General features: G+C 56.8%; 25 protein-coding genes. 8 read left to right on the forward strand and 17 right to left on the reverse strand.

Annotated elements, in window-relative coordinates; genetic code table 11:
* Positions 1–153: 153 nt before the first annotated feature.
* The 4 genes from AC3B8H_RS02860 to AC3B8H_RS02875 form a co-directional block, all read right to left on the reverse strand.
* A complete protein-coding gene (locus AC3B8H_RS02860) occupies positions 154–915 on the reverse strand; it encodes a hypothetical protein (RefSeq protein WP_488440109.1) in 762 nt (253 codons plus the stop codon).
* 6 nt (positions 916–921) lie between these two features.
* Positions 922–1,344, reverse strand: coding sequence for a YqaA family protein (locus AC3B8H_RS02865; RefSeq protein ID WP_488440110.1), 423 nt, complete (start codon positions 1,342–1,344; stop codon positions 922–924).
* Between the two features lie 62 nt (positions 1,345–1,406).
* Positions 1,407–2,192: a cupredoxin domain-containing protein gene (locus AC3B8H_RS02870; protein WP_488440138.1), complete on the reverse strand. Its 786-nt coding sequence runs from the start codon at positions 2,190–2,192 to the stop codon at positions 1,407–1,409.
* A gap of 248 nt (positions 2,193–2,440) precedes the next feature.
* Positions 2,441–3,034: a hypothetical protein gene (locus tag AC3B8H_RS02875; RefSeq protein WP_488440111.1), complete on the reverse strand. Its 594-nt coding sequence runs from the start codon at positions 3,032–3,034 to the stop codon at positions 2,441–2,443.
* 290 nt (positions 3,035–3,324) lie between these two features.
* Here AC3B8H_RS02875 and pgi point away from each other — a divergent pair, with 290 nt between their 5' ends.
* Complete coding sequence (gene pgi, locus AC3B8H_RS02880) at positions 3,325–4,965, forward strand: glucose-6-phosphate isomerase (RefSeq protein WP_488440112.1); 1,641 nt, start codon at positions 3,325–3,327, stop codon at positions 4,963–4,965.
* A 101-nt stretch (positions 4,966–5,066) separates the two neighbouring features.
* Here pgi and lspA read toward each other — a convergent pair whose 3' ends face one another.
* The 3 genes from lspA to AC3B8H_RS02895 all read right to left on the reverse strand — a co-directional run bounded on the left by lspA (position 5,067) and on the right by AC3B8H_RS02895 (position 8,783).
* Positions 5,067–5,546: a signal peptidase II gene (gene lspA / locus AC3B8H_RS02885; RefSeq protein ID WP_488440113.1), complete on the reverse strand. Its 480-nt coding sequence runs from the start codon at positions 5,544–5,546 to the stop codon at positions 5,067–5,069.
* Positions 5,539–8,364, reverse strand: a complete 2,826-nt coding sequence (gene ileS / locus AC3B8H_RS02890) for an isoleucine--tRNA ligase (RefSeq protein ID WP_488440114.1) — start codon at positions 8,362–8,364, stop codon at positions 5,539–5,541. The genes lspA and ileS overlap by 8 nt, the downstream gene beginning before the upstream one ends.
* A 206-nt stretch (positions 8,365–8,570) precedes the next feature.
* Positions 8,571–8,783: a hypothetical protein gene (locus AC3B8H_RS02895; RefSeq protein WP_488440115.1), complete on the reverse strand. Its 213-nt coding sequence runs from the start codon at positions 8,781–8,783 to the stop codon at positions 8,571–8,573.
* A gap of 104 nt (positions 8,784–8,887) precedes the next feature.
* Here AC3B8H_RS02895 and AC3B8H_RS02900 point away from each other — a divergent pair, with 104 nt between their 5' ends.
* A complete protein-coding gene (locus AC3B8H_RS02900; protein WP_488440116.1) occupies positions 8,888–9,481 on the forward strand; it encodes a nitroreductase family protein in 594 nt (197 codons plus the stop codon).
* 145 nt (positions 9,482–9,626) lie between these two features.
* A complete protein-coding gene (locus AC3B8H_RS02905; protein ID WP_488440117.1) occupies positions 9,627–10,994 on the forward strand; it encodes a sensor domain-containing diguanylate cyclase in 1,368 nt (455 codons plus the stop codon).
* Between the two features lie 10 nt (positions 10,995–11,004).
* Here the strand turns inward: AC3B8H_RS02905 and AC3B8H_RS02910 are convergent, their stop codons facing one another.
* Positions 11,005–12,075, reverse strand: a complete 1,071-nt coding sequence (locus AC3B8H_RS02910; protein WP_488440118.1) for a TIGR03790 family protein — start codon at positions 12,073–12,075, stop codon at positions 11,005–11,007.
* Positions 12,076–12,271: 196 nt separating this feature from the next.
* Here AC3B8H_RS02910 and AC3B8H_RS02915 point away from each other — a divergent pair, with 196 nt between their 5' ends.
* A complete protein-coding gene (locus AC3B8H_RS02915) occupies positions 12,272–12,718 on the forward strand; it encodes a DUF2721 domain-containing protein (RefSeq protein WP_488440119.1) in 447 nt (148 codons plus the stop codon).
* Positions 12,719–12,723: 5 nt separating this feature from the next.
* Here the strand turns inward: AC3B8H_RS02915 and AC3B8H_RS02920 are convergent, their stop codons facing one another.
* The 8 genes from AC3B8H_RS02920 to AC3B8H_RS02955 all read right to left on the reverse strand — a co-directional run bounded on the left by AC3B8H_RS02920 (position 12,724) and on the right by AC3B8H_RS02955 (position 17,888).
* Complete coding sequence (locus tag AC3B8H_RS02920) at positions 12,724–13,386, reverse strand: SPOR domain-containing protein (protein ID WP_488440120.1); 663 nt, start codon at positions 13,384–13,386, stop codon at positions 12,724–12,726.
* Positions 13,387–15,147: an arginine--tRNA ligase gene (gene argS, locus AC3B8H_RS02925; protein WP_488440121.1), complete on the reverse strand. Its 1,761-nt coding sequence runs from the start codon at positions 15,145–15,147 to the stop codon at positions 13,387–13,389.
* A 54-nt stretch (positions 15,148–15,201) separates the two neighbouring features.
* Positions 15,202–15,888 (reverse strand): YggS family pyridoxal phosphate-dependent enzyme, encoded by a 687-nt coding sequence (locus AC3B8H_RS02930; protein ID WP_488440122.1) that lies wholly within the window; start codon positions 15,886–15,888, stop codon positions 15,202–15,204.
* On the reverse strand, positions 15,885–16,634 hold the full coding sequence (gene tatC / locus AC3B8H_RS02935) for a twin-arginine translocase subunit TatC (RefSeq protein ID WP_488440123.1): 750 nt from the start codon (positions 16,632–16,634) through the stop codon (positions 15,885–15,887). The genes AC3B8H_RS02930 and tatC overlap by 4 nt, the downstream gene beginning before the upstream one ends.
* Positions 16,609–16,932 (reverse strand): Sec-independent protein translocase protein TatB, encoded by a 324-nt coding sequence (tatB, locus tag AC3B8H_RS02940; RefSeq protein WP_488440124.1) that lies wholly within the window; start codon positions 16,930–16,932, stop codon positions 16,609–16,611. Before tatB ends, tatC begins: the two co-directional genes overlap by 26 nt.
* Before the next feature lie 3 nt (positions 16,933–16,935).
* The gene (gene tatA / locus AC3B8H_RS02945) at positions 16,936–17,154 is read right to left on the reverse strand and encodes a Sec-independent protein translocase subunit TatA (protein ID WP_488440125.1); all 219 of its coding nucleotides are present in this window, start codon (positions 17,152–17,154) and stop codon (positions 16,936–16,938) included.
* A 13-nt stretch (positions 17,155–17,167) separates the two neighbouring features.
* A complete protein-coding gene (locus AC3B8H_RS02950; protein ID WP_488440126.1) occupies positions 17,168–17,497 on the reverse strand; it encodes a phosphoribosyl-ATP diphosphatase in 330 nt (109 codons plus the stop codon).
* A gap of 175 nt (positions 17,498–17,672) precedes the next feature.
* Positions 17,673–17,888 (reverse strand): hypothetical protein, encoded by a 216-nt coding sequence (locus tag AC3B8H_RS02955; protein WP_488440127.1) that lies wholly within the window; start codon positions 17,886–17,888, stop codon positions 17,673–17,675.
* A gap of 116 nt (positions 17,889–18,004) precedes the next feature.
* Between AC3B8H_RS02955 and AC3B8H_RS02960 the strand changes: the two genes are divergently transcribed.
* From AC3B8H_RS02960 to typA, 4 genes are all read left to right on the forward strand, one after another.
* Complete coding sequence (locus tag AC3B8H_RS02960; RefSeq protein WP_488440128.1) at positions 18,005–18,910, forward strand: LysR family transcriptional regulator; 906 nt, start codon at positions 18,005–18,007, stop codon at positions 18,908–18,910.
* Positions 18,907–19,485: a class I SAM-dependent methyltransferase gene (locus AC3B8H_RS02965; protein WP_488440129.1), complete on the forward strand. Its 579-nt coding sequence runs from the start codon at positions 18,907–18,909 to the stop codon at positions 19,483–19,485. The genes AC3B8H_RS02960 and AC3B8H_RS02965 overlap by 4 nt, the downstream gene beginning before the upstream one ends.
* 9 nt (positions 19,486–19,494) lie before the next feature.
* On the forward strand, positions 19,495–19,887 hold the full coding sequence (locus tag AC3B8H_RS02970; protein ID WP_488440130.1) for a rhodanese-like domain-containing protein: 393 nt from the start codon (positions 19,495–19,497) through the stop codon (positions 19,885–19,887).
* A gap of 82 nt (positions 19,888–19,969) precedes the next feature.
* Entirely contained in the window at positions 19,970–21,793 is a 1,824-nt protein-coding gene (typA, locus tag AC3B8H_RS02975; RefSeq protein ID WP_488440131.1) for a translational GTPase TypA, read from the forward strand.
* A gap of 357 nt (positions 21,794–22,150) precedes the next feature.
* On the opposite strand, the gene AC3B8H_RS02980 is transcribed toward typA, so the two are convergent.
* A complete protein-coding gene (locus AC3B8H_RS02980; protein WP_488440132.1) occupies positions 22,151–22,960 on the reverse strand; it encodes a sulfite exporter TauE/SafE family protein in 810 nt (269 codons plus the stop codon).
* Between the last annotated feature and the right edge of the window lie 202 nt (positions 22,961–23,162).

The raw sequence follows: 23,162 nt of genomic DNA on the forward strand, positions 1-23,162 counted from the left end.
GGGGAGTTATAACGCGTTGCGTGGACATGGCGGCGTCACGGCACGTATCTTGGCGGGCGGCAAGATACGCGTCGGCGATTCGGTCAGCCTGATTGCGGCACGGACCGACTTGGTCCATCCATAAATTCGGCGGGACAACCCCGCCCGACGATTTTAAGCTCTTTGCCGCTGCAACGCTTGCGCGGTTTTGCCGAACAGTTGCAGCACCGGCCCGGCGCCGGCAATAGCGACCGCATCGACCAGGCAATACCAAGCGGCGACGCCACTGGGCGGATTACCCTGGGGCAAATGCGAGGCGGGATCGATCTCGGCCCAAGCCCAAGTTCCGGCACCGGTACCCACGATTTCCAGCCAGGAGGTAATGAAAAAGGCACCCAAATACACCATTGGCGAACGGCCTTTGAATAGATAGCCTAAAAACACCAGAAACAGCACAGCGCCGATGATGTCCAACCTTACCCAGCCGCTCAGTCCAATCGCGGCCCAAGTGCCGCAAGCGGCGACCACCAACAGGGCGATCCGGCGGGCGTGGCGCTGGAACAATCCGGAGCGACCCAAGGCCACGGCGGTCAAATAGACCAGGCCGTGGCCGGCCGGCACATAAGCCGGTACGTTGCCGAAACGGTAGATGTAGCCCTTCATGTAGACCGACGCGAAATATTCGCCGATTACCGCAAACGTGACGGCGACCGCGACTTGAGTGCGCACGTATTTACATTCGCCGCGCAACCAGGCCAACAAGAACAGCCAGCCGAAAAGCGCTAGCAGGTATTGCATGAATTGCGGCGCGAAGCCGTCAGTGGTCAGGCAGATCGTGGTGGTGACGAAGGTGAATGCGGCTATCCGGTAGTCGCGCGAGCGATGTTCGGCCTGACAATCGACCGGCGGAAAATGCGGTAGCGAGAATAAACTCATAAGCGATCAAACAAAAAGGTAAGCCACGGCAATGTAGCGCGCCACTTTACCGAAAAATATCGCGGTCAGCGAGGTCAATAAAGACAGGCGCAGCCAGCCGGCCGCAAAACACAAGCCATCGCCGATTAACGGCAGCCAGGAAAACAGCAAGGCCCACGCGCCCCAACGCCGTATCGTCCCCAATGATTTTTGCCGGTCTTTGGCCAGGGACTCAAGCGGATATTTTTGCGCGGCCCACAGCCCTAGCCACCAGGTCGTCAGCGCCCCCAGCGTATTACCGAGACTGGCAATCGCGACCAGTTGTATCACTGAGTGCCCGTGTTGGCTCACCAAATAGGCCAGCACCGCTTCGGATCCACCCGGCGCGACAGTCGAGGAGATAAAGGCGCTGGCGAATAAGCCGATCAGGCCCCAAGATTCGAACGGCATGATGTTTCCGTCGCAAAAAAGCCCCTGAAACCGCAAGTTTCAGGGGCTTGATAAGCTGTGCTTTATTTGTCGGGTAATGGAATCGCTTTTTTTCCACCAATCAATTTGATCAATTTCGCGGCCAACTCTATCGCCATGCTAACCAGATGGGCCACTTGCTCGATCAACGTTGCAACAATTTCGCCAGCCGACATGCCTTTGAAACGCTTGATCAACCAAGGGACCAATACCAGACCGATTGCCAAACCAATCACCGAGCCCCCGGATATAAAGCCCGCTTCCGGCGCCGGCAAGGCGGTTTGGACCGCGGGCTGTGCCGGTAGCGGCGCGGCGGCGACCGGCGCCACCGGAGCGTCGACTTTCGGATCGTAAACCTTACCGCTGTAATCGTCCGGGAACACCGAGGGCGTCACGCCGGGGATGCTCGGCAAATCTTCACTGCCCTTGCCGACCTTCAACTGGCCCTTCATGCCTTTTTCCATATGCTGGGCAATGTCGCAATGCACCAGATAGGTTTTATCGCCGGGCGGCAGAATCAAAGTGCCGGACACCTTGCCGGGACCGCTAACCTCCAGGTGAAACATGCCTTTCGGATACAAATACTTCGGCAGACCGTGCATCATCCATTGATGGCGAATTTGGTCCTCGTTGATGAAGTGAACGGTGAGTTTAGTGCAAGGTTCGAAGTGAAACTCCTGCTGGTCGAACGCGTACATCGTTCCGGGAAATTTCTCCGAATACTTGTGACCTGCCCGCACCGTGATTTCCTTGGTAGCGGCGATTTTTTCGCAACCGCCGGGTAGCGTATCGGTGTTTTGTCCCATCACCATGGCGCCGTCCATATCCATCAAATGACCGTCGCCGTGATTCATCATCTGGTTGTGATCCTCGATCTCGACCGCACGGGCCGTGGATAACGAGAGCAGGCAGATTAACGGGGCTAGGAATGCGAATTTGTTCTTTTCGAACATGGCGGGTTTACCTCTGTGGGGCGAATCTTAATACTGGCGAGCTACCGATCCGGCGCGGGCATCGAATGAGTACCCGCGCCATTCCGCCGCGTAGCCCCGACGGAATGGCTATATAACAGTGAACCTTAAAATTCCTTGGCCTTGCCCAGCAATCCGTCGACTTGGCGTTTGAAACCGGCGTTGGACAAGTAAAGAATGTACAGACCGGCGAACAACACCAGCGCGTACAGACCTAAGCTACCTTTGCTGGCCGGTTGACCGCCACCGGCTTTAAAACCCATGTGGGCATCCAACCGTTCACCATTATCTTGCAGCAGAGTGATGTGAATCAGATATTTACCTTGCTCGGGCACCCCTTGCGGCAATGACAGTACCACGGTACCGGACTTGTGTTTCTCGGCGCCTTGGAAAAACACCCGTTTGCCTTCCGGTTCCTTGGTGACTTCAAATTCAATCGCCATACCGCGATAGCGTTGGTCTTGATAGTCGAATACCAATTGAGTCAACGTAGCGGTATCGGGAATATTGCCGCAGAACTCTTCGGCGGGATAAGCTTGGGGTTGGTAAGCTGTGTAGTGGATCCAGTGATCTTTTTCCAGCTCGAATTTACATTGGTCCGTATCGGTACCGGCCGCGCCACCGTGAGCCCAAAGCGCGGAGGAAAAAAACAGGCCCCATAATACCAGCAAGCCTTTTCTAACTATGCGTGAGTTTCTCATATACACCCTTCCCGTGTTCTATTACTATATTTTTATTATAATTCATGCACCTATGCACGAATATCGTCAAGACCGCCGTGCGAGAAATCCACTCGAACCAGCCTCAAACCGGCGCTAACTCTAGCACATCACCCTATCCAAAGAAAGGCAATAGTTGGCGCCCGGCACTGTTCAATTTTTTTTGTCAGCAGTCAAAGACAATCTTTATAATGGGGTTATGAATTCTCGCCCATACTGCGTCGATCTGTTCTGATCAGCTGAAAGAATCTCTCATCCTGTCTCAATAAAATATGTCCAAACTAATCGAATCCGCCGAGTGGAAAGCCGTCAAACAACACCATCAACAAATTGCCGGCAAATTTTGCATGAAGGATGCGTTCGACAAGGATACACATCGCTTCGACAAATTCTCGGTGACATTCAACGATTTACTGTTCGATTACTCCAAGAACCTAATCACCGAGGAAACCTTGCCGCTGCTAATTCAGCTCGCGGAACGCGCCAAGCTCAAGGAAAAAACCGAGGCGATGTTCTCCGGTTCCATTATTAATACCACGGAAAAACGCGCTGTCTTGCACACTGCGCTACGAAATCGCAGCAACACGCCGGTTTATTTTCGCGGCGAGGACGTCATGCCGGAAATTAACGCCGTGTTGGCCAGAATGCGGGTATTTACCGAACAAGTCCGTTCGGGCGCCTGGACCGGCTATACCGGCAAGGCGATTACTGATATCGTCAATATCGGTATCGGCGGCTCCGATTTGGGGCCGAAAATGGTCGATACCGCACTGACCCCGTACGGCAAGGAAGGCTTGAAAGCCCACTTCGTTTCGAATGTCGATCAGACCGACATCGTCGAAACCCTGGCGCCGCTGAACCCGGAAACCACGTTGTTTTTGATTTCCTCCAAAACCTTCACGACCCAGGAAACCATGACCAACGCGCGTTCGGCGCGCAACTGGTTTCTGAAAACCGCCCGCGACCCCGGCCACATGGCCAAACACTTCATTGCGATCTCCACCAACGAAGAAAAGGTCAAGGAATTCGGTATCGACCCGCAAAATATGTACGAATTCTGGGACTGGGTCGGCGGCCGCTATTCGCTGTGGTCGGTGATCGGCATGTCGGTGGCTTTGTACATCGGCATGGACAACTTCGAGGAATTGTTAATGGGCGCGCATTTAGCGGACCAACACTTCCGCACCGCGCCTTACCAACAAAACATCCCGGTCATCATGGGTCTGCTCGGGATTTGGTACAACAATTTCTTCGAAGCGGAGACTTACGCGATACTGCCCTACGCGCAATCGTTAAAATATTTCGCCGATTATTTCCAGCAGGGCGATATGGAAAGTAACGGCAAGAGCGCGACGGTCAACGGTGACAAAGTCGATTACAACACCGGCCCGATTATCTGGGGTCAACCCGGCACCAATGGCCAACACGCCTTTTTTCAGTTGATTCACCAAGGCACCAAGCTGATACCCGGCGACTTTTTGGCTGCGGCGCAAAGCCAATACGACTTGCCGGATCATCACGACATTCTGATCTCCAACTTCCTGGCCCAGGCCGAAGCCTTGATGCGCGGTAAGACCGAAGCCGAAGTCCGTAACGATCTAAGCCACGAACCCAACCTGGACGACGCCTTGATCGTATCGAAAATTTTTGAAGGCAATAAGCCCTCCAACGCCTTTTTGTTCAAAAAGCTGACCCCGCGAACCCTCGGCACCTTGATCGCGTTCTACGAACATAAGATCTTTGTGCAGGGCGTAATCTGGAACATCAATTCGTTCGACCAGATGGGCGTGGAGCTCGGCAAAGTCCTGGCTCGGGCGATTCTTCCGCAACTGAAGAACGAGGATGTCATCGACGACCACGATTCTTCGACCAACGGCTTGATCAACGCCTACAAACGCTTGCGGAAAGCCTGACACAAAAAAGGCTCGCCAAAACGGCGAGCCTAATCCCCAAACCGGCGCGAATTGCGTGCGAACGACGATGTTCGCTTCGGCAATCCAGCAGGTTTGCAGCGCTACTCCAAGGCTTCAGCCGTTCGCCGCCCGATTCCGAAGCTCTCCAGTACCATCAAACCCACGCCGACGCAGATCGCCGAATCGGCAATGTTAAAGGCGGGCCAGTGCCAATTTTGGTAAAAAACGTCGAGAAAATCGATCACGTAACCATAAGCCACCCGGTCGATCAAGTTGCCGACCGCACCGCCAAGTACCAGCGACAAGGCCCAGGCCATCAGGGTTTCATGCGGTTTCAGCCGGTACAACCAGACGCCGATGATGCCGCTCATCACCACCGCCAGCCCGGCGAACAGCCAGCGCTGCCAGCCGCCGGCCTGAGCCAGAAAACTGAACGCGGCGCCGGTATTGCGGGCGTAAGTCAGATTGAAATTCGGCAGCAGCGGAATCGATTCGTAGAGTTGCATCGTCGCGTCGACCGCCAATTTGCTGGCTTGGTCCAATACCAAGACCAACGCGGACAGCCATAACCACTTAAGCATACAAACGGCTCTCGCCGGCACCGGCCACGTTCTCGACGCAACGGCCGCACAACTCCGGATGCTCCGGATGCTCGCCGATGTCGTAACGTTGGTGCCAGCAGCGCACGCACTTTTGCTGCTCGGATACTCTGACCTTTATTCTCAAACCGTCGATATCGGTCGCAACCGCATCGTCCGGGCAGAACTGCATATCGGAAACACCGGCATTGGAAGTGATGAAAATAAAGTGCAACTCTTTGCCCAGTTTGTTCAATTCGGCGCCGTAAACTTCGTTGCAATACAAATCGACTTCGGCATTCAACGATGCGCCGATCGCACCGTCTTTGCGCAAGGCTTCCAGTTCCTTCGACACCGCCGCGCGCACCGCCATGACCCTGTCCCAGGTGTCGCGGTTGATCGCGGCATCGGCTTCCAGCGGAAACAAGCCTTGGTACCAGGTTTCCAGGAAGACCGACTCGCCGCGTTGGCCGGGGATGAAGTGCCAGATTTCGTCGGCGGTATAGCTGGTGATTGGCGCCAGCCAGCGCACCAGTGCCTCGACGACATGGTACATCGCGGTCTGGCCGGAACGGCGCGCCAGGCAATCTTCCTTGGCGGTGTACTGGCGGTCCTTGACGATGTCCAGATAGAAGCCGCCCAAGTCGATGCTGCAAAAATTCAGCACTTTTTGGTAGATCACCTGGAATTGGTATTCGTTGTAAGCCGCCTTGATTTCTTCCTGCAATTGCCAGGCTTTGTCGACGACCCAGCGGTCCAGCGCCACTAAATCGTCCTTGCCGACCAGATGTTGCGTCGGGTCGAAGCCGTCCAGGTTCGCCAATAAAAAGCGCGCGGTGTTGCGCAAGCGGCGGTAGGCGTCGGAGGTGCGTTTCAGAATCTCGTCGGACACCGACATTTCGTAGCGGTAGTCGGTGCTGGCCACCCACAAGCGCAACACGTCGGCACCCAGCGATTTCATCACCGTCTGCGGCAGTACCACGTTGCCCTTGGATTTGGACATTTTCTTGCCCTCGGCATCGACGGTGAAGCCGTGGGTCAGCACCTCTTTATACGGCGCGACGTCGTTCATCGCCACCGAGGCCATCAGCGACGACTGGAACCAGCCGCGATGCTGGTCCGAGCCTTCCAGATACAAATCGGCCGGGAAGCGCAGTTGCTCGCGGCTCTCCAGCACGGCGGCATGGGTGACGCCGGAGTCGAACCAGACATCCAGCGTGTCGGCGACTTTTTCGTAGTGCTCGGCGTCGGCGCCCAGCAATTCGGCCGCATCCAGCTCGAACCAGGCATCGATGCCTTGTTGTTCGATGCGCTGCGCCACTTGCTCGATCAATTCGGCGCTACGCGGATGCAGTTCGCCGCTTTCTTTATGCACGAAAAAGGCGATCGGCACACCCCAGGTACGCTGGCGCGAGATGCACCAGTCCGGGCGGTTGGAAATCATCGCCTCGATCCGAGCCTGGCCCCAGTCCGGCACCCAATCGACGCGTTTGACTTCGTTTAAGGCGGTGTCGCGTAAACCGTTTTGGTTCATCGAAATAAACCACTGCGGCGTGGCGCGGAAAATGATCGGGGTTTTGTGGCGCCAGCAATGCGGATAGCTGTGCAGCAAGGCGTGGTGGTGCAGCAAACGGCCGCGCTCGCGTAACACTTCCAAGACCTTGTCGTTGGCGCTGAATACGTGCAGGCCGGCGAATAATTCGGTACCGGGCAGGAACACGCCGTTGCTGCCGACCGGGTTGTCGACCGGCAGGTCGTATTTCATGCCGACCACATAGTCTTCCTGGCCGTGGCCGGGCGCGGTATGCACGGCGCCGGTGCCGGCGTCGGTGGTAACGTGGTCGCCGAGGATGATCGGCACCTGCCGCTCGTAGAACGGATGCTGCAACAACAGGCCTTCCAGCGCGTTGCCCTTGCAGTAGCCGACGATGTGGTGCTCGCCGATGCCGTAACGCAATACCGCATCTTTTAATAATGCTTCAGCCAGCAACAGGCGTTCGGTCTGGCCGTCGATTTCGCATTGTACCACCGCGTATTCCAGCTCCGGATTCAAGGCCACCGCTTGGTTGGCCGGCAGTGTCCAGGGCGTGGTGGTCCAGATCACCACCGACAGCGGGCCTTGGCCTTCGCGATCGCCGGCATGATGGCACTTTTCCATGAAGGCATGCTCGTCGACGACGGCAAAACGCACGTCGATCGCCGGCGAATGCTTGTCCTCGTATTCCACTTCCGCTTCGGCCAGCGCCGAGCCGCAATCGGTACACCAATGCACCGGTTTGAAGCCCTTGCTGAGATGGCCCTTGGCGGCGATCCGGCCCAGGGCGCGGACGATGTCGGCCTCGAACGCGAAATCCATCGTCAAATAAGGATTGTCCCAATCGCCCAATACGCCCAAGCGGATGAATTCTTCTTTTTGAATGCCGACCTGTTTCTTGGCGTAAGCGCGGCACTCCTTGCGAAACTCGGCCGGCGATACTTTGACGCCGGCCTTGCCGACCGACTTTTCCACCATTAATTCGATCGGCAAGCCGTGGCAGTCCCAACCAGGCACGTAGGGCGCGTCGAAACCTGCCAGGGTTTTGGATTTGACGATGATGTCCTTCAACACCTTATTCACCGCGTGACCAATGTGAATCGCGCCATTCGCATACGGCGGGCCATCGTGCAACACGAACTTGGGGCGGCCGGCGCAAACCTCGCGAATTTTTTGATACAGCTGGCTTTCGTTCCACTGTTTCAGCATCTCCGGTTCGCGCTGCGCCAGATTGGCCTTCATCGCGAACTCGGTCTTGGGGAGGTTCAGGGTAGTTTTGTAGTCCATGCTCGTGTCTGGCTGGCGAGTCGAACCCAGCGAGCAAAACGCGCCGGTATCGATTAGCCTAATGATTTAAATGGCATATATAAACCGGCGATTCTAGCATTATTAATAGAGCGCTAGAAGCGTGGACAGCGGTTGAGCAGTCGGAATAACGGCCAGAGTCGGGCTGGCGCTATCCACTTGACACGAATATCCAAACAAGGGAAGGATCAGACCTTGTGCCGCAACCAGTAAAACCAATAGACACCGGCAATCAAGGCGCTGACGGCGACCGCGGTAAATGGGTGGTCGTAATCCAAAAGTCGCGGCGTTCCCAATGCGGCGGCCTCCCCCGTTTTTGCGATGGCGGATTCGGCGAACCGCGCCACTATGACGGCCATACCGAAAAAAATCATCGGCAAAAGCTTGGTGTTTTTTGGCATGATGAACCTCGTTCTCGTTATTATAGTTTTGATTCGCTACCATATTAGCGCTAAATTCGGTTTTTGCAAGCCACTTCCCCCCCGCCGCTCGGCAAGGAGTCGATATGCCCAACAAACCCGCCGTCACCTCGGTCGCCATTCACCCACTGATCGCCCAGCGCTGGAGCCCCAGGGCTTTCCAGCCCGACCAACCGGTATCGACCGAGGATCTGACCGCATTACTGGAAGCCGCTCGCTGGGCGCCCTCCTGCTTCAACGACCAACCCTGGCGTTTTGTCGTTTGCGACAAATCCACCAACCCGGAGGCTTGGGCGCGGGCCTTGAACGTCATCAACGAGAAAAACCGACTGTGGGCCCGCCACGCGCCGGTACTGATCCTGTCAGTCGCGATGGCGAACTTCAACCACAACGGCCAAGCTAACCGTTGGGCGATGTACGATACCGGGGCCGCGACGCTGAGCCTCTGCCTGCAAGCCGGCGCGCTGGGTCTGGCGAGCCATCAGATGGGCGGTTTCGACGCGGCGGCGGCCCGGCAAGCGTTCGGCCTGCCCGAGGACTGCACACCGATGGCGATGCTGGCGATCGGCTATCCAGCGGACCCCGAAAATTTGCCCGAGGAATTTCGGCAAGCCGAGCTGGCGACTCGCCGCCGCGCCGAACTGCGAGAACACGCATACTTCGGCCACTGGGAAGAATAATCCCGCCGCCAAGCGGGTAAAATCATCCATCGAAGAACGCCCCGAAACCCAAAAAGCTCCGGGCGTTCCAGGCAGGCCATTCGTCTAGCCGCCTTCTGCCTCGCGTTGCAGGGAGCGCCATATCGCCTTCGCCGGAGCCCGTGCCATGAAACATTCCAGAAGCTCTTACGCCCGCAGCCTGATCGAAGCCAGTTTAGACCCGCTGGTCACCATCAGTGCCGACGGCAAAATCATGGATGTGAATCGAGCCACCGAAAAAATCACCGGCATCCCCCGAAAAGCGCTAATCGGCAGCGATTTTTCCAACTATTTCACCGAGCCGCAAAAAGCCCGGGACGGCTATCAATTGGCATTCTCGCAAGGCACGGTGATGGATTACCCTCTGGCCATCTGCCACGCGTCCGGCAAAATCACCGAGGTGCTCTATAACGCATCGGTATACCGCGACGAGGAAGGCAATGTTGCCGGCCTATTCGCGGCGGCCCGCGACATCACCGCGCTGAAAAAAGCCCAACGGGAGCTCGAATCGGCAATCGCCCAGATGCAATTGATCCGGGAAATGACCGACTTGTTGCAGAGCTGCCAAAAAATGGACGAAGCCTATCCGATCATCAAAACGGCCTTGGTCGCGCTATTCCCCCAAACCGCCGGCGGCGTGTACATCATGGACACCCAGTCCCGCGCTTTAGCCTTGGTTGATCAATGGGGCCAGGCTGACTTGGAAAATCTGTTCATGCCAGACGATTGCTGGGGCATGCGGCGCGGACGGATTCACATTGCCGGCAACGGGCACACGATAAATCCAATTTGTCGGCACGTTAAACAAATCGTCACCCCGTATGTCTGCATCCCGCTACTGGCCCACTCGCACGGACTGGGTTTGATTCATATCGAGTATCACTTAAGCGGTATGGATCAGGAAGAAACTCTACGCAATTTCTCGATCGCCGAAACCGCCGCCGACAGCGCTCGCTTGGCCCTCGCCAATTTGACCTTACGCGAGGAATTGCATGCGCTATCGATCCGCGATCCACTGACCGGCCTGTTCAATCGCCGCTTTCTGGAGGAAGCCCTGGATCGGGAACTGGTCCGCATGCGCCGAGCCGATGAAACGCTGGCGGTCGCGATGCTGGACATCGATCACTTCAAGGCACTGAACGACACTTACGGACACGACACCGGCGACGAGGTATTGCGACAGGTCGCGCAATTGATGAGCAATTTCCGGCATGGCAACGACATCGTCTGCCGTTACGGCGGAGAGGAATTCGTCGTCGTCATGACCGAAATCGCGGCGGAAGCCGCCGCCGAACGGCTGAATGCGCTGCGGTCGGCGGTAGAAAGCCTGTGTTGCAAAACCGAAGCCGGGACCAGGACGAATGTCACGGTCTCGATCGGCATGGCGCTCTATCCCGAACACGGCGACAACCGGCTGGATTTGATTACCCGCGCCGATCAGGCGCTGTATCTGGCCAAGAACAGCGGCCGCAACCGGGTTGCGATCGCGAATTAAGCGTCCCCACTCACGGCTCCGCGCCGCCGCGCGGCGGATAGGCAAACGGCTTGGCCAACGGCTCGCCGACAAAAATGCCCTGGCCGGGTTGAGCAACGCTTTTCCAGTAAGCCTCGATCAAGCTACTGCCGCGCAAATAAAAGTACATCAACACGCCGGGATTGGAAAATTTGGCCGGGAAATTACAAGGCTCAACCACCGCGCCGTAGCTGCCGGTTGCCCCGGCCCGCAGCCACTCCTGGATGTTCATTTGGTCGCTACCCGACATCACCCCGCCGGACGACGTCAAATGGTCGGCCACCGCGCCGGGCAAATAGCGGTTGTCGGCCAAATGGGGCACCTTGGTCAAGCCGGTAAAGTAAAACATTACATCCTGGCGCCCGGCGATGAATTCCTGCTCCAAATAATGCACCGGCCAAAACTGGCCCAATCCCTTGGCAACCTCCGGAAACAAAACCGCCCGCGAGCTGCGGGCCTTATCCGAAGTTTTCAGCAAATAGGCGGCCCCCTTGGGCTGACTGTAATCGGCGGCGACCCCAGTATCGATCAAGCGCCGAGCTTCCTCGAACGTCGCGCCGGCCACCGCCATCGTCGGCCGCCAGCCGTGTGCCTTAAACGGCCGATCGGTCTCCGACGCGTAATAAGGATTCCCCCGGGTTTGCTGACAGCCTTTCGCGCAAAACGCCGGATCGAAACCGGCCGCCAGCGCGGTCGTAATGGACATGCATTCGACCCGGAACGGTTGCAACCATGTGATCGCATACGCTTGCACGGCTTCCGGGGTCCGCTGGTCCAGTGTTTGTTTCAGCGCCGTGAACTCCTGCTTGGACATGACCGGTCGATTCGGCGCGAAGCGGACATGGATGATCTGGTCCGCCGGTATCCGCCGCTTGGCCTGATAATATTCGCCAATACGCTGGCTCAACGGATCGGCGTCGTTGACGATCACCGCCAAATCGGCGGCTTCCAGCGCCGGGGCCGGCTGATAGAGCGGCGACACTGCCGCCAGCCCGGCTCGCGCGCAGACGCCGTTCGCCAATAAAGCGACTAACACCAAGTTGAGGATTCGAAGATGAGACACGGGAACTCCAGGAAAAACGACCGCGGACGGGAAACGCTAACAGGCCAATGTAGTCGGCACTGGCCTAAATGCAACCGGGGTTTGTAAAATCCGGAAACCGGCGTGCAAGCCGCACCCTCTCTGTCCGAGTGCTTGGGTCGCGGAAAAGTTCAGCTAGCGCCGTCGGCCAATACTTAACCTTTATCATGGAAAACAGATGGATGCCATAGCCAATATCCCCACCGTCGCCCACGTTATTCAGCAAGCAGTGGCCCCGGTATTCCTGCTAACGGGTGTCGCCGGCTTGTTAAGCGTATTGACCAACCGGCTAGGCCGGGCCGTGGACCGGTTTCGGGCGCTCTCCAAACTGGGAGGCGACGAAGCCGATCACTATTACGAAGAAATGCAGACGCTGGCCAGACGCGGCCGCTGGATACACTGGGCGATTACATTGTGCACGCTTTGCGCGCTGATGATTTGCTTGTCCATCGTTACGATGTTCGTGGGCGTTCAGATCACGGTGGATCTGTCGAACTTGGTGTCGACGCTATTCGTCGCGGCGATGTTGGCGTTAATCGCCGGATTGCTGTGCTTTTTGCGGGAAATTTCGCTGGCGACCGGCATCATCGCGCCGCGCCACGGACAGCGGCATCCGGAAAAATAAGCCGGCTACTGGCCGTTCTCGGTAACGATCACGCCGATGCCGTTTTTCTGCAGCAGCTCCTTGATCGTCGATACGCTGGCCGGGTTGTCATAGGGGCCGATCTTGACGCGATGCCAGATGGTTTCGCCGACCTTGGCTTTCTCGACCCGAGATTCTATCCCCAACAACGCCAATTTAGCCTTGTGCCGCTCGGCCTCGGCCGCCTCGCGGAACGAACCGGCCTGCATGACGTATTTGGCGACCTTGGTCTTGCCGACCAACTGCTCGCGCACCCGAGTCTTGATTTCGTAATCGGGTACCACGACTTCGGCCTGCGGCAGGATGGTATAAAACTCGTAGCGCGGCTCTTCCGGTTCGGCCGGCGGTGGCGGCGCTTCGGCTTTGGCATCCTCGGGCCTGGTCTCTTTCGAATCGGCCTTGGCCGGCGCCGGCGCTTGCACCGGCAATTCGCGCTTGACGATCTCGGCGGCTGGCGGCGTCGCCGACTCCGGCTTGGCGGCGGTCAGTTCCGGCACCATTTTGCGGATCATGTTCAAAAACACCACAAAAGCCGCGACCAGACCGATCACCACCAACCAACGCCACGGCGCCACCCCTTTTTTCTGGGGCCGTCTCCGGCTGTTGGCATAACTGGCCGACTGTACGCGGTGTTTGTAATCTCTGGCCATTTACATCGCTTCTGGCGCGTTGATTTTCAGCAAGGTCAAGCCATTGACCAGCACCTGTTTGACCGCGCAAATCAAATTCAAACGCGCGTTGCATAAGCGCTCGTCATCGACCAGGAATTGGTGGGCGTTGTAATAGGCGTGAAACTGGTTGGCCAGTTCACGCAAGTAATGGATCAATTGATGAGGTTCATACTGAACGGCGGCCTTTTCCAATACCTCCGGGTACTTGGCCAAGCTGGTCAGCAACGCGCTTTCCTGTTCCTCGGCCAGCAAATTCAGATTCGCCATTCCGAGTTGCGGATCGCGGCGACGGCCTTTTTCATCCAACTGCCTTAACACGCTGCACACTCTGGCATGCGCGTATTGCACGTAATACACCGGGTTTTCGTTGGTTTTAGAGGTGGCCAATTTCAGGTCGAAATCCATGTGCTGTTCGGATTTGCGCATCACGTAGAAAAAGCGGCAGGCATCCTTGCCGACTTCGTTACGAAGCTGGCGCAGCGTGACGAACTCGCCGGAGCGGGTGGACATTTGCACCTTCTCGTCGCCGCGATACAACACCGCAAATTGCACCAGCAGCACCTTCAATTTGGCTGCGTCGGCACCCAGCGCTTGCATCGCCGCCCGCACCCTGGGGATGTAACCGTGGTGGTCGGCGCCCCAAATGTTGACGATCCGGTCGAACCCGCGATCCAATTTGTTCATGTGGTAGGCAATATCGGAGGCGAAATAGGTGGTCTGGCCGTTGTCGCGCACCACCACTCTATCCTTCTCGTCGCCGAGCCGGCTGGATGCAAACCAGGTCGCGCCGTCTTGCTGGTACAAATACCCGGCGTCGTCCAAGCGCTTCAATGCGGTTTGTACCGACTGGTCGTCCATCAGCGAGCGCTCGGAAAACCAGCGCTGGTAACCGACGCCGAATTCTTCCAGATCGTCCCGGATGTCGGCCAGTATCTCGTTCAGGCCGGTGTCGAACACCGCGCCGTAAGCCGCGGCGCCCAACAGGCTTTTGGTGCGCTCGATCAACGCGTCGATATGCTTTTCCTTATCGCCACCTTGCGGTTCGTCGGCCGGCAAATCCGCCAAAATTTGCTCTACTGGCCGGCGGTAAGCATCGCCGGCGTTACGGTGCAGATTCGCGGCGATGTCGCGAACGTATTCGCCTCTGTAGCCGTTGCTCGGGAAGGTCAACACTTCGCCGCAGTTCTCCAGATAGCGCAACCAGACGCTGGTCGCCAGAATATCCATCTGCCGGCCGGCATCGTTGACGTAATATTCGCGTTCGACCTCGAAGCCGGCGGCTTCGAGCAGATCGGCCACCGCCGAACCGTAGGCGGCGCCCCGCCCGTGCCCGACATGCAAGGGCCCGGTCGGATTGGCCGACACGAACTCAACCTGCACCCGCTGACCGGCACCGATTTTGCTCAAGCCGAAACCGGCACCGGCTGCCAAGACTTGCTTGACGATCTCGAACTGACTATCGGGATTGATGAAAAAATTGATGAAGCCGGGGCCGGCGATCTCGACCTTGCTGACTAAGGCATCGGCCGGCAAATTAGCCACGATTTTCTCGGCCAAGGCTCTGGGATTGGATTTGGCTGGCTTGGCCAGCAACATCGCCAAATTGGTTGCGAAGTCGCCGTGCAGGGCGTCCTTGGTCCGCTCCAGATTGATTTGAACGTCGAAATCGCTGTCGAGTAGGCCTTCCGCTTTCAGTGCGTTAACGGAGTGGTGTAACAGGGATTCCAGCGTTTGTTTCATTGCGTCGGTCGATGCGGATTCGTCGAAAAATGTTCGCCATTATCCACGAAAACCCTAACGATGGCTAGGACGCTCGCCGAACAAGGCCGTACCGATGCGTACCAACGTCGAGCCTTCGGCGACCGCGGCCCGCAAATCGCCGCTCATCCCGTAGGACAAGGTATCCAGTCCGGGCCGATTCAGCGCCCGAACGGCTAAATGAAGCGAGCGGTAAGGCCGACATTGCGCGGCGTAGTCGGTTTGCGGCTCGGGTATGGCCATTACGCCGCGCAGCCTCAACCGGGGCAGCCGCGCCACTTGTTCGGCCAACGCCGGCAGCTCGGCCAGCGCCACGCCGGATTTACTGGCCTCGCCGCTGATATTGACTTGCAGACAAATGTTCAACGGCGGCAGGTAATCCGGGCGCTGCTCACTGAGGCGCTCGGCAATTTTCAGCCGATCGACGCTATGCACCCAGGCGAAATGCCGGGCGATCGGCTTGGTCTTATTGGATTGAATCGGTCCGATGAAATGCCAGGAGATCGCGAACGCCGACAGCGCCTGCTGTTTAACCAAAGCTTCCTGCAGATAATTTTCACCGAAATGGCGCTGCCCCCAGCGATACGCGGCAGCCACTTCGGCGGCCGGCTTGGTCTTGCTGACCGCCAACAACCGCACGCAACCGGCCGGCCGGCCGGCGGCGACCTCGGCGGCACGCAATTCGGTAGTGACCGCCGTGAAACGCTCGGCGATCGTCGTCATGACGCCTGATCGCCCCGTTTACCGACGAACAATCGGGAAAACAACAGCCCGGACTCGAACAACATCCACATCGGTACCGCCAACAAGGTCTGCGACAAGGCATCCGGCGGAGTCAGAAACATCGCGATCACAAATACGCCGACGATCACGTAAGGCCGCTTTTCGGCCAAACTCTCCGGCGAAACGATACCGGCCCAAACCAGCACGATCGTGAAGATCGGCACTTCGAAGCAGACGCCGAACGCAAAAAACATCCCGAGGACGAAGTCGAGGTAGGTAGCGATGTCGGTCATCACGGCCACCCCAACCGGAGCGGTGGCGGTCAAATAACCGAACACGAGAGGAAACACCAAAAAGTAGGCAAATGCCGCGCCGCCGTAAAACAACAGCGTACTGGCAACCAGCAGCGGCAAGACCATCAGCTTTTCGTGGCGATATAAACCCGGCGCAACGAAGCCCCAAAACTGATAGAGAATGAACGGAATCGCCGCGAATACCGCGACTACGAAAGCCAGCTTGAACGGCGTAAAGAATGGCGAGGCGACATCGATGGCGATCATCGAGCTGTTTTTAGGCATGTGCGCCAACAGCGGTTCCGCCAGGTAGGCATAAATCTCGTTGGCGTAACTGGCCGTGCCGATGAACACCATCAGCACGCACAACACCACCTTGAGCAGGCGGTCGCGCAATTCGACGAGATGACTGAAAAAAGATTGTTCGCTATCCTGCGGATTTGGGCGGGTCATTGGGCTGATCGGTCTCGGTCGGCGCCTGCAAGCTAAAATTGATGTCGTCCACTGCGGACTGGGTGTCTCTCAAGGCCTGTTGCAATTCGTCGGTTCCGATTCGCTGTTGCAATAATTGCCGCATTTCCTCGGCTTGCAGCTCCTGTTTGATTTCCGCCTTGGCGGTCGAGATGACGCTACGCGCCTTGCCCACCCATAAGCCGGCAATCCGCGCGGCCTTGGGCAGTTTTTCGGGCCCCAGCACCAATAAAGCCACCAGCCCTATCATCAGCAACTCGGAAAAACCGACTTCGAACACGGCTTAGGCCTGATCTTTTTCTTTGCGGGTCACTTCGCCCTCCAGCGTCTCGCCATCGTCCTTGGCCAACGACTTTTCGGATTCGCCGCCTTCCTTGACCGCAGAACGAAAACCCTTGATCGCCTCGCCCAAATCGGCACCGACGTTTTTCAAGCGCTTGGTGCCGAAGACCAAGACCACAATCACCAAGACCACTAACAAATGTGGAATACTGAAGCCCATAGCTCGCTCCTAATTAATTCGTTTGTGAAGATTGACGCTGTGCTTTTTCCTGCAGGCCGGACAACCCGAAACGCCGGCGCAACTCGTTCAACACCGCGTCCGGCCCCAGCCCTTGATGCGCCAGCAAAACCATACTGTGAAACCACAGATCGGCGACTTCATAGACGATCTTTTCGGGATCGCCGTCTTTACCGGCCATGACCGTCTCGGTGGCTTCCTCGCCGATCTTTTTCAGTATTTGATCCAGACCTTTAGCGTACAAACTCGCCACATAAGACTGATCGGCGGATTGTTGCTTGCGCTGTTCGAGAACTTCGGCAAGTTGGTGCAGAACGTCGCTCATTAACCCAGTGCCTGACATGTTAAAGCCAAAATCATAACACGACCGCTGCAAAAACCGTCGGGCAAAAAAAACCTCCCAGCGCTTGCGCGGTGGAAGGCAAAAAACCAAGCGGAGTGCTTAAGAAGGAGGTTACCGCTCGTTATTACAACACCAGGAGGTAGTTACAAATTCGGAATCAGCCGTTGGACTGAGCTTTGGACATATTGCTAAACATCGACGTCGCCGCAAACAAAACCGTGGAGATCAAAAACAAACCGGACATAAAGTTCCAAATACCGGCGAAAAACAAAGTACCGACCAGAATATCTTTTTTCATGTCTTGCATTACTTTCATCTCCTCTTCATCTTGCGCTTGACAAGATTCAATCTGTTTGCTCTTCAGTTGCCGCATACTATACAGGACAAAAAAAAGTTTACAATTCGGAATTTATTAAATAAATTGTATCCATTCGAGAAACAATTAGCGCCTACTCGCGCTTATCCCATTAGCCGACCTAGGAGGTTTCGATGGATAAATTGACCAGCATGAATGTATTTGTGCGCGTCGCCAAAGCAGGCAGCTTTGCCGGCGCCGCCAAGGACTTGGACATTTCCAGGGCGATGGCCACCAAACACATCATGCAGCTCGAAAGTGAATTGAACACCCGCTTGTTCAACCGCACCACCCGCAGCCTCAGCCTGACCGAGGCCGGCGAAGCGTATCTGGAACGCTGCCAGCAAGTGTTATTGGACGTGGCTGAGATGGAGTCGGCGGTCACCCATTTGCAAACCGAACCACGCGGCATGTTGAAAATCCTGGCGCCACCGGTCATCGGTGCCAGCCATATATCGCCCGGACTGACCGAATACCTGAAGAATTACCCCGACCTGTCGGTCGATATGGTGCTCAAGGGCGGCCAGGTGGACTTGATCGACGAAGGTGTCGATCTGGCGATTTACCTGGGCCAACTTAACGACACCAGCTTGGTCGCGCGTAAGATCGCCACCTCATCCTTGGTGGTTTGCGCTTCGCCGGAATACTTGAAACTACACGGCACGCCGCAGGATCCGGAAGACTTGGATGACCATAGCTGCCTGATCAACTGGGCGATTCCGCCACGCAACAAATGGCGCTTCAAAGGCATTCTCGGCGAACGGACGGTGACCGTGACCGGCCGGATGCAAGCCAATATGGCCGATCCGATCCGCAATGCCGCCGTCAACGGCCTCGGCCTGATCATGCTGCCGCGCTACATCGTCGGCCGTGACATCGAACAAGGGCGTTTGCAAGTGGTGATGGAGCAATACGGCATTACCCCACTGGAAATTTACGCGGTTTATCCGCACCGTAAATATTTGTCGGCCAAAGTACGATCCTTCCTGGATTTTATCCAAGCTTGGCTGCCGCATCGCATCGGCATGGACCCGCCATGAACGAACTGCAAGCAAAATGGGACGCGATTTATCAAGCCACGCACCAACCAGGACCTCCAACCGAAGTACTGGCTGAACACCCCTTCCTGTTACCGACCTCGGGGTCGGCGCTGGATCTGGCTTGCGGATTGGGCGGAAATGCGTTGTTTTTGGCCGAGCAGGGCCTGCGCGTCCAAGCCTGGGACATTTCCGCCCGCGCACTGGAAATACTGGCAGCCCACGCCAAACTCAGATCGCTCGACATCACCTGCCGGCCATGCCATATCGAAGCCGACAGCCTGCGCAATCAGCTATTCGATGTGATTGTCATCAGTCGTTTTCTTGACCGTACCCTGTGTAATGCGATAATGACGGCCTTGAAGCCTGAAGGCTTGTTGTTTTATCAAACCTTTATCCGCGACAAACCGGACCCGATCGGCCCCAGCAACCCCGCTTTCCTGCTGAACCGCAACGAATTGTTGCAACTGTTTGCCCCGCTAACGCCCGTATATTACCGGGAATACGCCCGCACCGGCGACTTGCGGCGCGGACCACGCAACGAAGCGGCCTTCATCGGACAGAATACCAAACTTTGACTCGACACCATGATAGACAATCTCGACCCCAAACAAGCCTGGGCCTTGCTGCAGGAAAACCCCTCCGCGGTACTGATCGACGTTAGAACCGCGATCGAACACGGTTTCGTCGGCCATCCGCCCAAAGCGATACACATCGCCTGGAAGGAATTCCCCGGCATGCAACTCAACCCAACCTTCGTAGAGCAGGTACAACAACACGCCCCGGACCGATCGGCGCCGATTTTATTGCTATGCCGCAGCGGCGTACGTTCGGTCGAAGCCGCCAAAGCCCTGGAAGCGGTCGGCTACCAACATTTGGTCAACATCCTGGAAGGCTTCGAAGGGCCTTTGGACGAACAAAAACACCGCGGCAAACTCGGCGGCTGGCGTTTCCACGGCCTGCCCTGGGAACAAAGCTAAGCCGTCGCAAGCGTTTTTCAGTATCGAGGCTAGCGCCTCCACCCGCATCGATTTCCCTATTCTCTAAAAATCCGACAATCCTGTGATAGAAAAACTTAGAAACATCGCCATCATCGCTCACGTTGACCATGGCAAAACCACCCTCGTCGACCAATTGCTGCAACAATCCGGCACCTTCGACGCTCACGAAAAAGTCGACGAGCGGGTGATGGATTCCAACGCGCTGGAAAAGGAACGCGGGATCACCATTCTGGCGAAGAATACCGCGATCGATTGGAACGGCTACCACATCAACATCGTCGACACCCCGGGCCACGCCGACTTCGGCGGCGAAGTGGAACGGGTACTGTCCATGGTCGATTGCGTGTTGCTGCTGGTCGATGCCGTGGACGGCCCCATGCCGCAAACCCGCTTCGTAACTCAGAAAGCCTTTGCGCTAGGCTTGAAACCCATCGTCGTCATCAACAAGGTTGATCGTCCCGGCGCCCGCCCGGACTGGGTCATCGACCAAACCTTCGACTTGTTCGACCGCCTCGGCGCCACCGACGAACAATTGGATTTCCCGATTGTATATGCCTCGGCGCTGAAGGGTTATGCGGGTCTGGACTTGGAAAGCACGGTCGAGGGCGGCGACATGACGCCGTTGTTTCAGACCATCGTCGACAAAGTGAGTCCGCCGCCGGTCAATATCGACGGCCCGTTCCAAATGCAGGTCATCAGTCTGGACTACAACAGCTACGTCGGCGTGATCGGCATCGGCCGCATTCAACGCGGCAGCGTGAAAACCAACCAACCGCTGACGTTGATCAATCGCGAAGGCGCCACCCGCAACGGCCGAATGCTGCAAATCTTCGGCTTCAAAGGCCTGGAGCGCATCGAAGTGCCGCAAGCCCAAGCCGGCGACATCATCGCGTTCACCGGCATCGATAAACTGGAAATCTCCGACACCTTATGTCAGCAGGACGCGGTCGAAGCCCTGCCGCCGCTGAAAGTCGACGAACCGACCGTCAGCATGACCTTCCAGGTCAACAACTCGCCGTTCGCCGGCAAGGAAGGCAAATTCGTCACGTCGCGGCAAATACGCGATCGGTTGCACAAGGAGTTGCAGCACAACGTCGCATTGCGGGTTGAAGACACCAGCGATCCGGACAAATTTAAAGTATCCGGCCGCGGCGAATTGCATTTGTCGATCTTAATCGAAAACATGCGTCGCGAAGGCTTCGAGTTGGGCGTTTCTCGGCCTGAAGTAATTTTCAAGGAAGAAGACGGCGTCACCACCGAGCCGTTCGAAATGGTCACCATCGAAGTGGAAGACGAACATCAAGGCGCTATCATGGAGAAACTCGGCGAACGCAAGGGCGATTTGCTGAACATGGTTCCGGACGGCAAGGGCCGTATCCGCCTGGAGTACATGGTGCCGTCGCGCGGCCTGATCGGCTTTCAAACCGAATTCATGACCGCCACGTCCGGTTCCGGCTTGTTCTACCACGTCTTCGACCATTACGGACCAGTCAAACCGGGCACTTTCGGCGTGCGCAAGCGCGGCGTGCTGGTATCGATGGTGCAAGGCAAGGCACTGGCCTACGCGCTGTTCGCCCTTCAGGAACGCGGCGAGTTGTTCATCGTGCATGCCGACGAAGTCTACGAAGGCATGCTGGTCGGCATACACTCGCGCGCCAACGATTTGGTGGTCAACCCGACCAAGGCCAAGCAGCTGACCAACATCCGCGCCGCCGGTACCGATGAAAACCTGATCCTGACCCGCATCCAAAAAATGACGCTGGAACAGGCCCTGGAATTCATTGACGAGGACGAGCTGGTCGAAGTCACGCCGCAATCGATACGCCTGCGTAAAAAACTGCTGTCCGAAAACGACCGCAAACGCGCCTCGCGTTCCGCCGAATAGCGTCTCTCCCGCCAGCTAGCAAATCGCCGGCCCTCGTTTAGAGCCGGCGATCCCGCCACTCAGTCAGGCTTGACACCCGTCCCGGCGTTGGGGCGGCCAATGCCTACCAGACTTTCAGCGACATTTAATAGCTCGCCCAGCCCAAGTTACAGGTCCAACCTACTTTTGCGAGCCGACCTGTCACCGAGCGCGCTGCAATTTGGGTCATTGGCAAAGCTCGATCCTATGACCACCGGGATGGGTCAAATCGTCTCATATCCTGGCGGAACGGCCCTATGCCTTAGGCGGTATGCCAAACGCCGCTTGAGCTTATCAATAAAAATCAGAGCTTTCGATGTCGATCAGGCTGGACAACGCTTATTGCATGACGAATTTCAAACCGATCACGAGCAACAAGGTGGCCAAAGCCGGCCGCAAATAATGTTCCGGAATTTTCGCGCTCAAGTGGCTACCCAGCCAGATGCCCGGCAGCGATCCGGCCAACAAGCTCAACAGCAATTGCAAATCAAAGTTTCCGAGACTCAAATGCCCAAGACCTGCCACGGCCGTCAATGGAATCGCGTGCGCCAGATCGGTGCCGACAATTTTCAGCGTCGTCATTCTCGGATATAGAAACAGCAGCGCGACGGTGCCCAGCGCGCCAGCCCCGACCGATGACAGAGTCACCAACACGCCCAATATCGCACCGGTCAACACCGTGGCAAATCGCTCCCATCTCGGCGAAAACCGGCCGCTGTTATCCTGATTGCTGTGTTCGTCGTCGATTTCCTCTTTCACCGAATGACGTAGCAACCAGCTACGCACCAGCAGTGCGCAGGCCGTCAGCAACAAAGCCACGCCCAACGTGAAAGTAATCATGCCGGTGGTTTCCTTGCCGACCGCCATCAGGTTTTTCAGCACGTAAAGCGTCATGCCGGCGAACGGCAGGCTACCCAGCGCGAGCCAACCGACGATGCGCCAATCCACCGACTTGTGCTTGCCGTGATGGACGAACACGCCAGCGGTTTTGGTGATCGCCGCGTATAACAGATCGGTACCGACCGCGACAGCCGGCTTGAAGCCAAACAGGAACACCAACAGCGGCGTCATCAGCGAACCGCCACCGACGCCGGTCACTCCCACGAGCAAACCGACCACAAAACCCGACAGGGTATACATTAAATTCATAATTTCCGGCCTTCTATTTCGTTAATTCAGATAAGCGCGGACATTATGCCAGCGCTGACGGCCGGCATTTTAATGATAAAATTGAATGGCATTATGCCTTTTTCAGATATTTAAGCCCGCAGCCTCGCTGACCGCCATCACGTTGGTAATCCAAGTAAGTCGCCGGCAGACGGTGATCGATTTTTTAGAACCGCGAACGCGG

Source organism: Methylomonas sp. BG-2 (assembly GCF_057766305.1).

What these genes read in the sequence shown, in the direction of transcription:
- AC3B8H_RS02860 (WP_488440109.1), bottom strand. Translation starts at nt 915, where the DNA reads ATGAGTTTATTCTCGCTACCGCATTTTCCGCCGGTCGATTGTCAGGCC.
- AC3B8H_RS02865 (WP_488440110.1), bottom strand. Translation starts at nt 1,344, where the DNA reads ATGCCGTTCGAATCTTGGGGCCTGATCGGCTTATTCGCCAGCGCCTTT.
- AC3B8H_RS02870 (WP_488440138.1), bottom strand. Translation starts at nt 2,192, where the DNA reads ATGGATATGGACGGCGCCATGGTGATGGGACAAAACACCGATACGCTA.
- AC3B8H_RS02875 (WP_488440111.1), bottom strand. Translation starts at nt 3,034, where the DNA reads ATGAGAAACTCACGCATAGTTAGAAAAGGCTTGCTGGTATTATGGGGC.
- pgi (WP_488440112.1), top strand. Translation starts at nt 3,325, where the DNA reads ATGTCCAAACTAATCGAATCCGCCGAGTGGAAAGCCGTCAAACAACAC.
- lspA (WP_488440113.1), bottom strand. Translation starts at nt 5,546, where the DNA reads ATGCTTAAGTGGTTATGGCTGTCCGCGTTGGTCTTGGTATTGGACCAA.
- ileS (WP_488440114.1), bottom strand. Translation starts at nt 8,364, where the DNA reads ATGGACTACAAAACTACCCTGAACCTCCCCAAGACCGAGTTCGCGATG.
- AC3B8H_RS02895 (WP_488440115.1), bottom strand. Translation starts at nt 8,783, where the DNA reads ATGCCAAAAAACACCAAGCTTTTGCCGATGATTTTTTTCGGTATGGCC.
- AC3B8H_RS02900 (WP_488440116.1), top strand. Translation starts at nt 8,888, where the DNA reads ATGCCCAACAAACCCGCCGTCACCTCGGTCGCCATTCACCCACTGATC.
- AC3B8H_RS02905 (WP_488440117.1), top strand. Translation starts at nt 9,627, where the DNA reads ATGAAACATTCCAGAAGCTCTTACGCCCGCAGCCTGATCGAAGCCAGT.
- AC3B8H_RS02915 (WP_488440119.1), top strand. Translation starts at nt 12,272, where the DNA reads ATGGATGCCATAGCCAATATCCCCACCGTCGCCCACGTTATTCAGCAA.
- AC3B8H_RS02920 (WP_488440120.1), bottom strand. Translation starts at nt 13,386, where the DNA reads ATGGCCAGAGATTACAAACACCGCGTACAGTCGGCCAGTTATGCCAAC.
- argS (WP_488440121.1), bottom strand. Translation starts at nt 15,147, where the DNA reads ATGAAACAAACGCTGGAATCCCTGTTACACCACTCCGTTAACGCACTG.
- AC3B8H_RS02930 (WP_488440122.1), bottom strand. Translation starts at nt 15,888, where the DNA reads ATGACGACGATCGCCGAGCGTTTCACGGCGGTCACTACCGAATTGCGT.
- tatC (WP_488440123.1), bottom strand. Translation starts at nt 16,634, where the DNA reads ATGACCCGCCCAAATCCGCAGGATAGCGAACAATCTTTTTTCAGTCAT.
- tatA (WP_488440125.1), bottom strand. Translation starts at nt 17,154, where the DNA reads ATGGGCTTCAGTATTCCACATTTGTTAGTGGTCTTGGTGATTGTGGTC.
- AC3B8H_RS02950 (WP_488440126.1), bottom strand. Translation starts at nt 17,497, where the DNA reads ATGAGCGACGTTCTGCACCAACTTGCCGAAGTTCTCGAACAGCGCAAG.
- AC3B8H_RS02955 (WP_488440127.1), bottom strand. Translation starts at nt 17,888, where the DNA reads ATGCGGCAACTGAAGAGCAAACAGATTGAATCTTGTCAAGCGCAAGAT.
- AC3B8H_RS02960 (WP_488440128.1), top strand. Translation starts at nt 18,005, where the DNA reads ATGGATAAATTGACCAGCATGAATGTATTTGTGCGCGTCGCCAAAGCA.
- AC3B8H_RS02965 (WP_488440129.1), top strand. Translation starts at nt 18,907, where the DNA reads ATGAACGAACTGCAAGCAAAATGGGACGCGATTTATCAAGCCACGCAC.
- AC3B8H_RS02970 (WP_488440130.1), top strand. Translation starts at nt 19,495, where the DNA reads ATGATAGACAATCTCGACCCCAAACAAGCCTGGGCCTTGCTGCAGGAA.
- AC3B8H_RS02980 (WP_488440132.1), bottom strand. Translation starts at nt 22,960, where the DNA reads ATGAATTTAATGTATACCCTGTCGGGTTTTGTGGTCGGTTTGCTCGTG.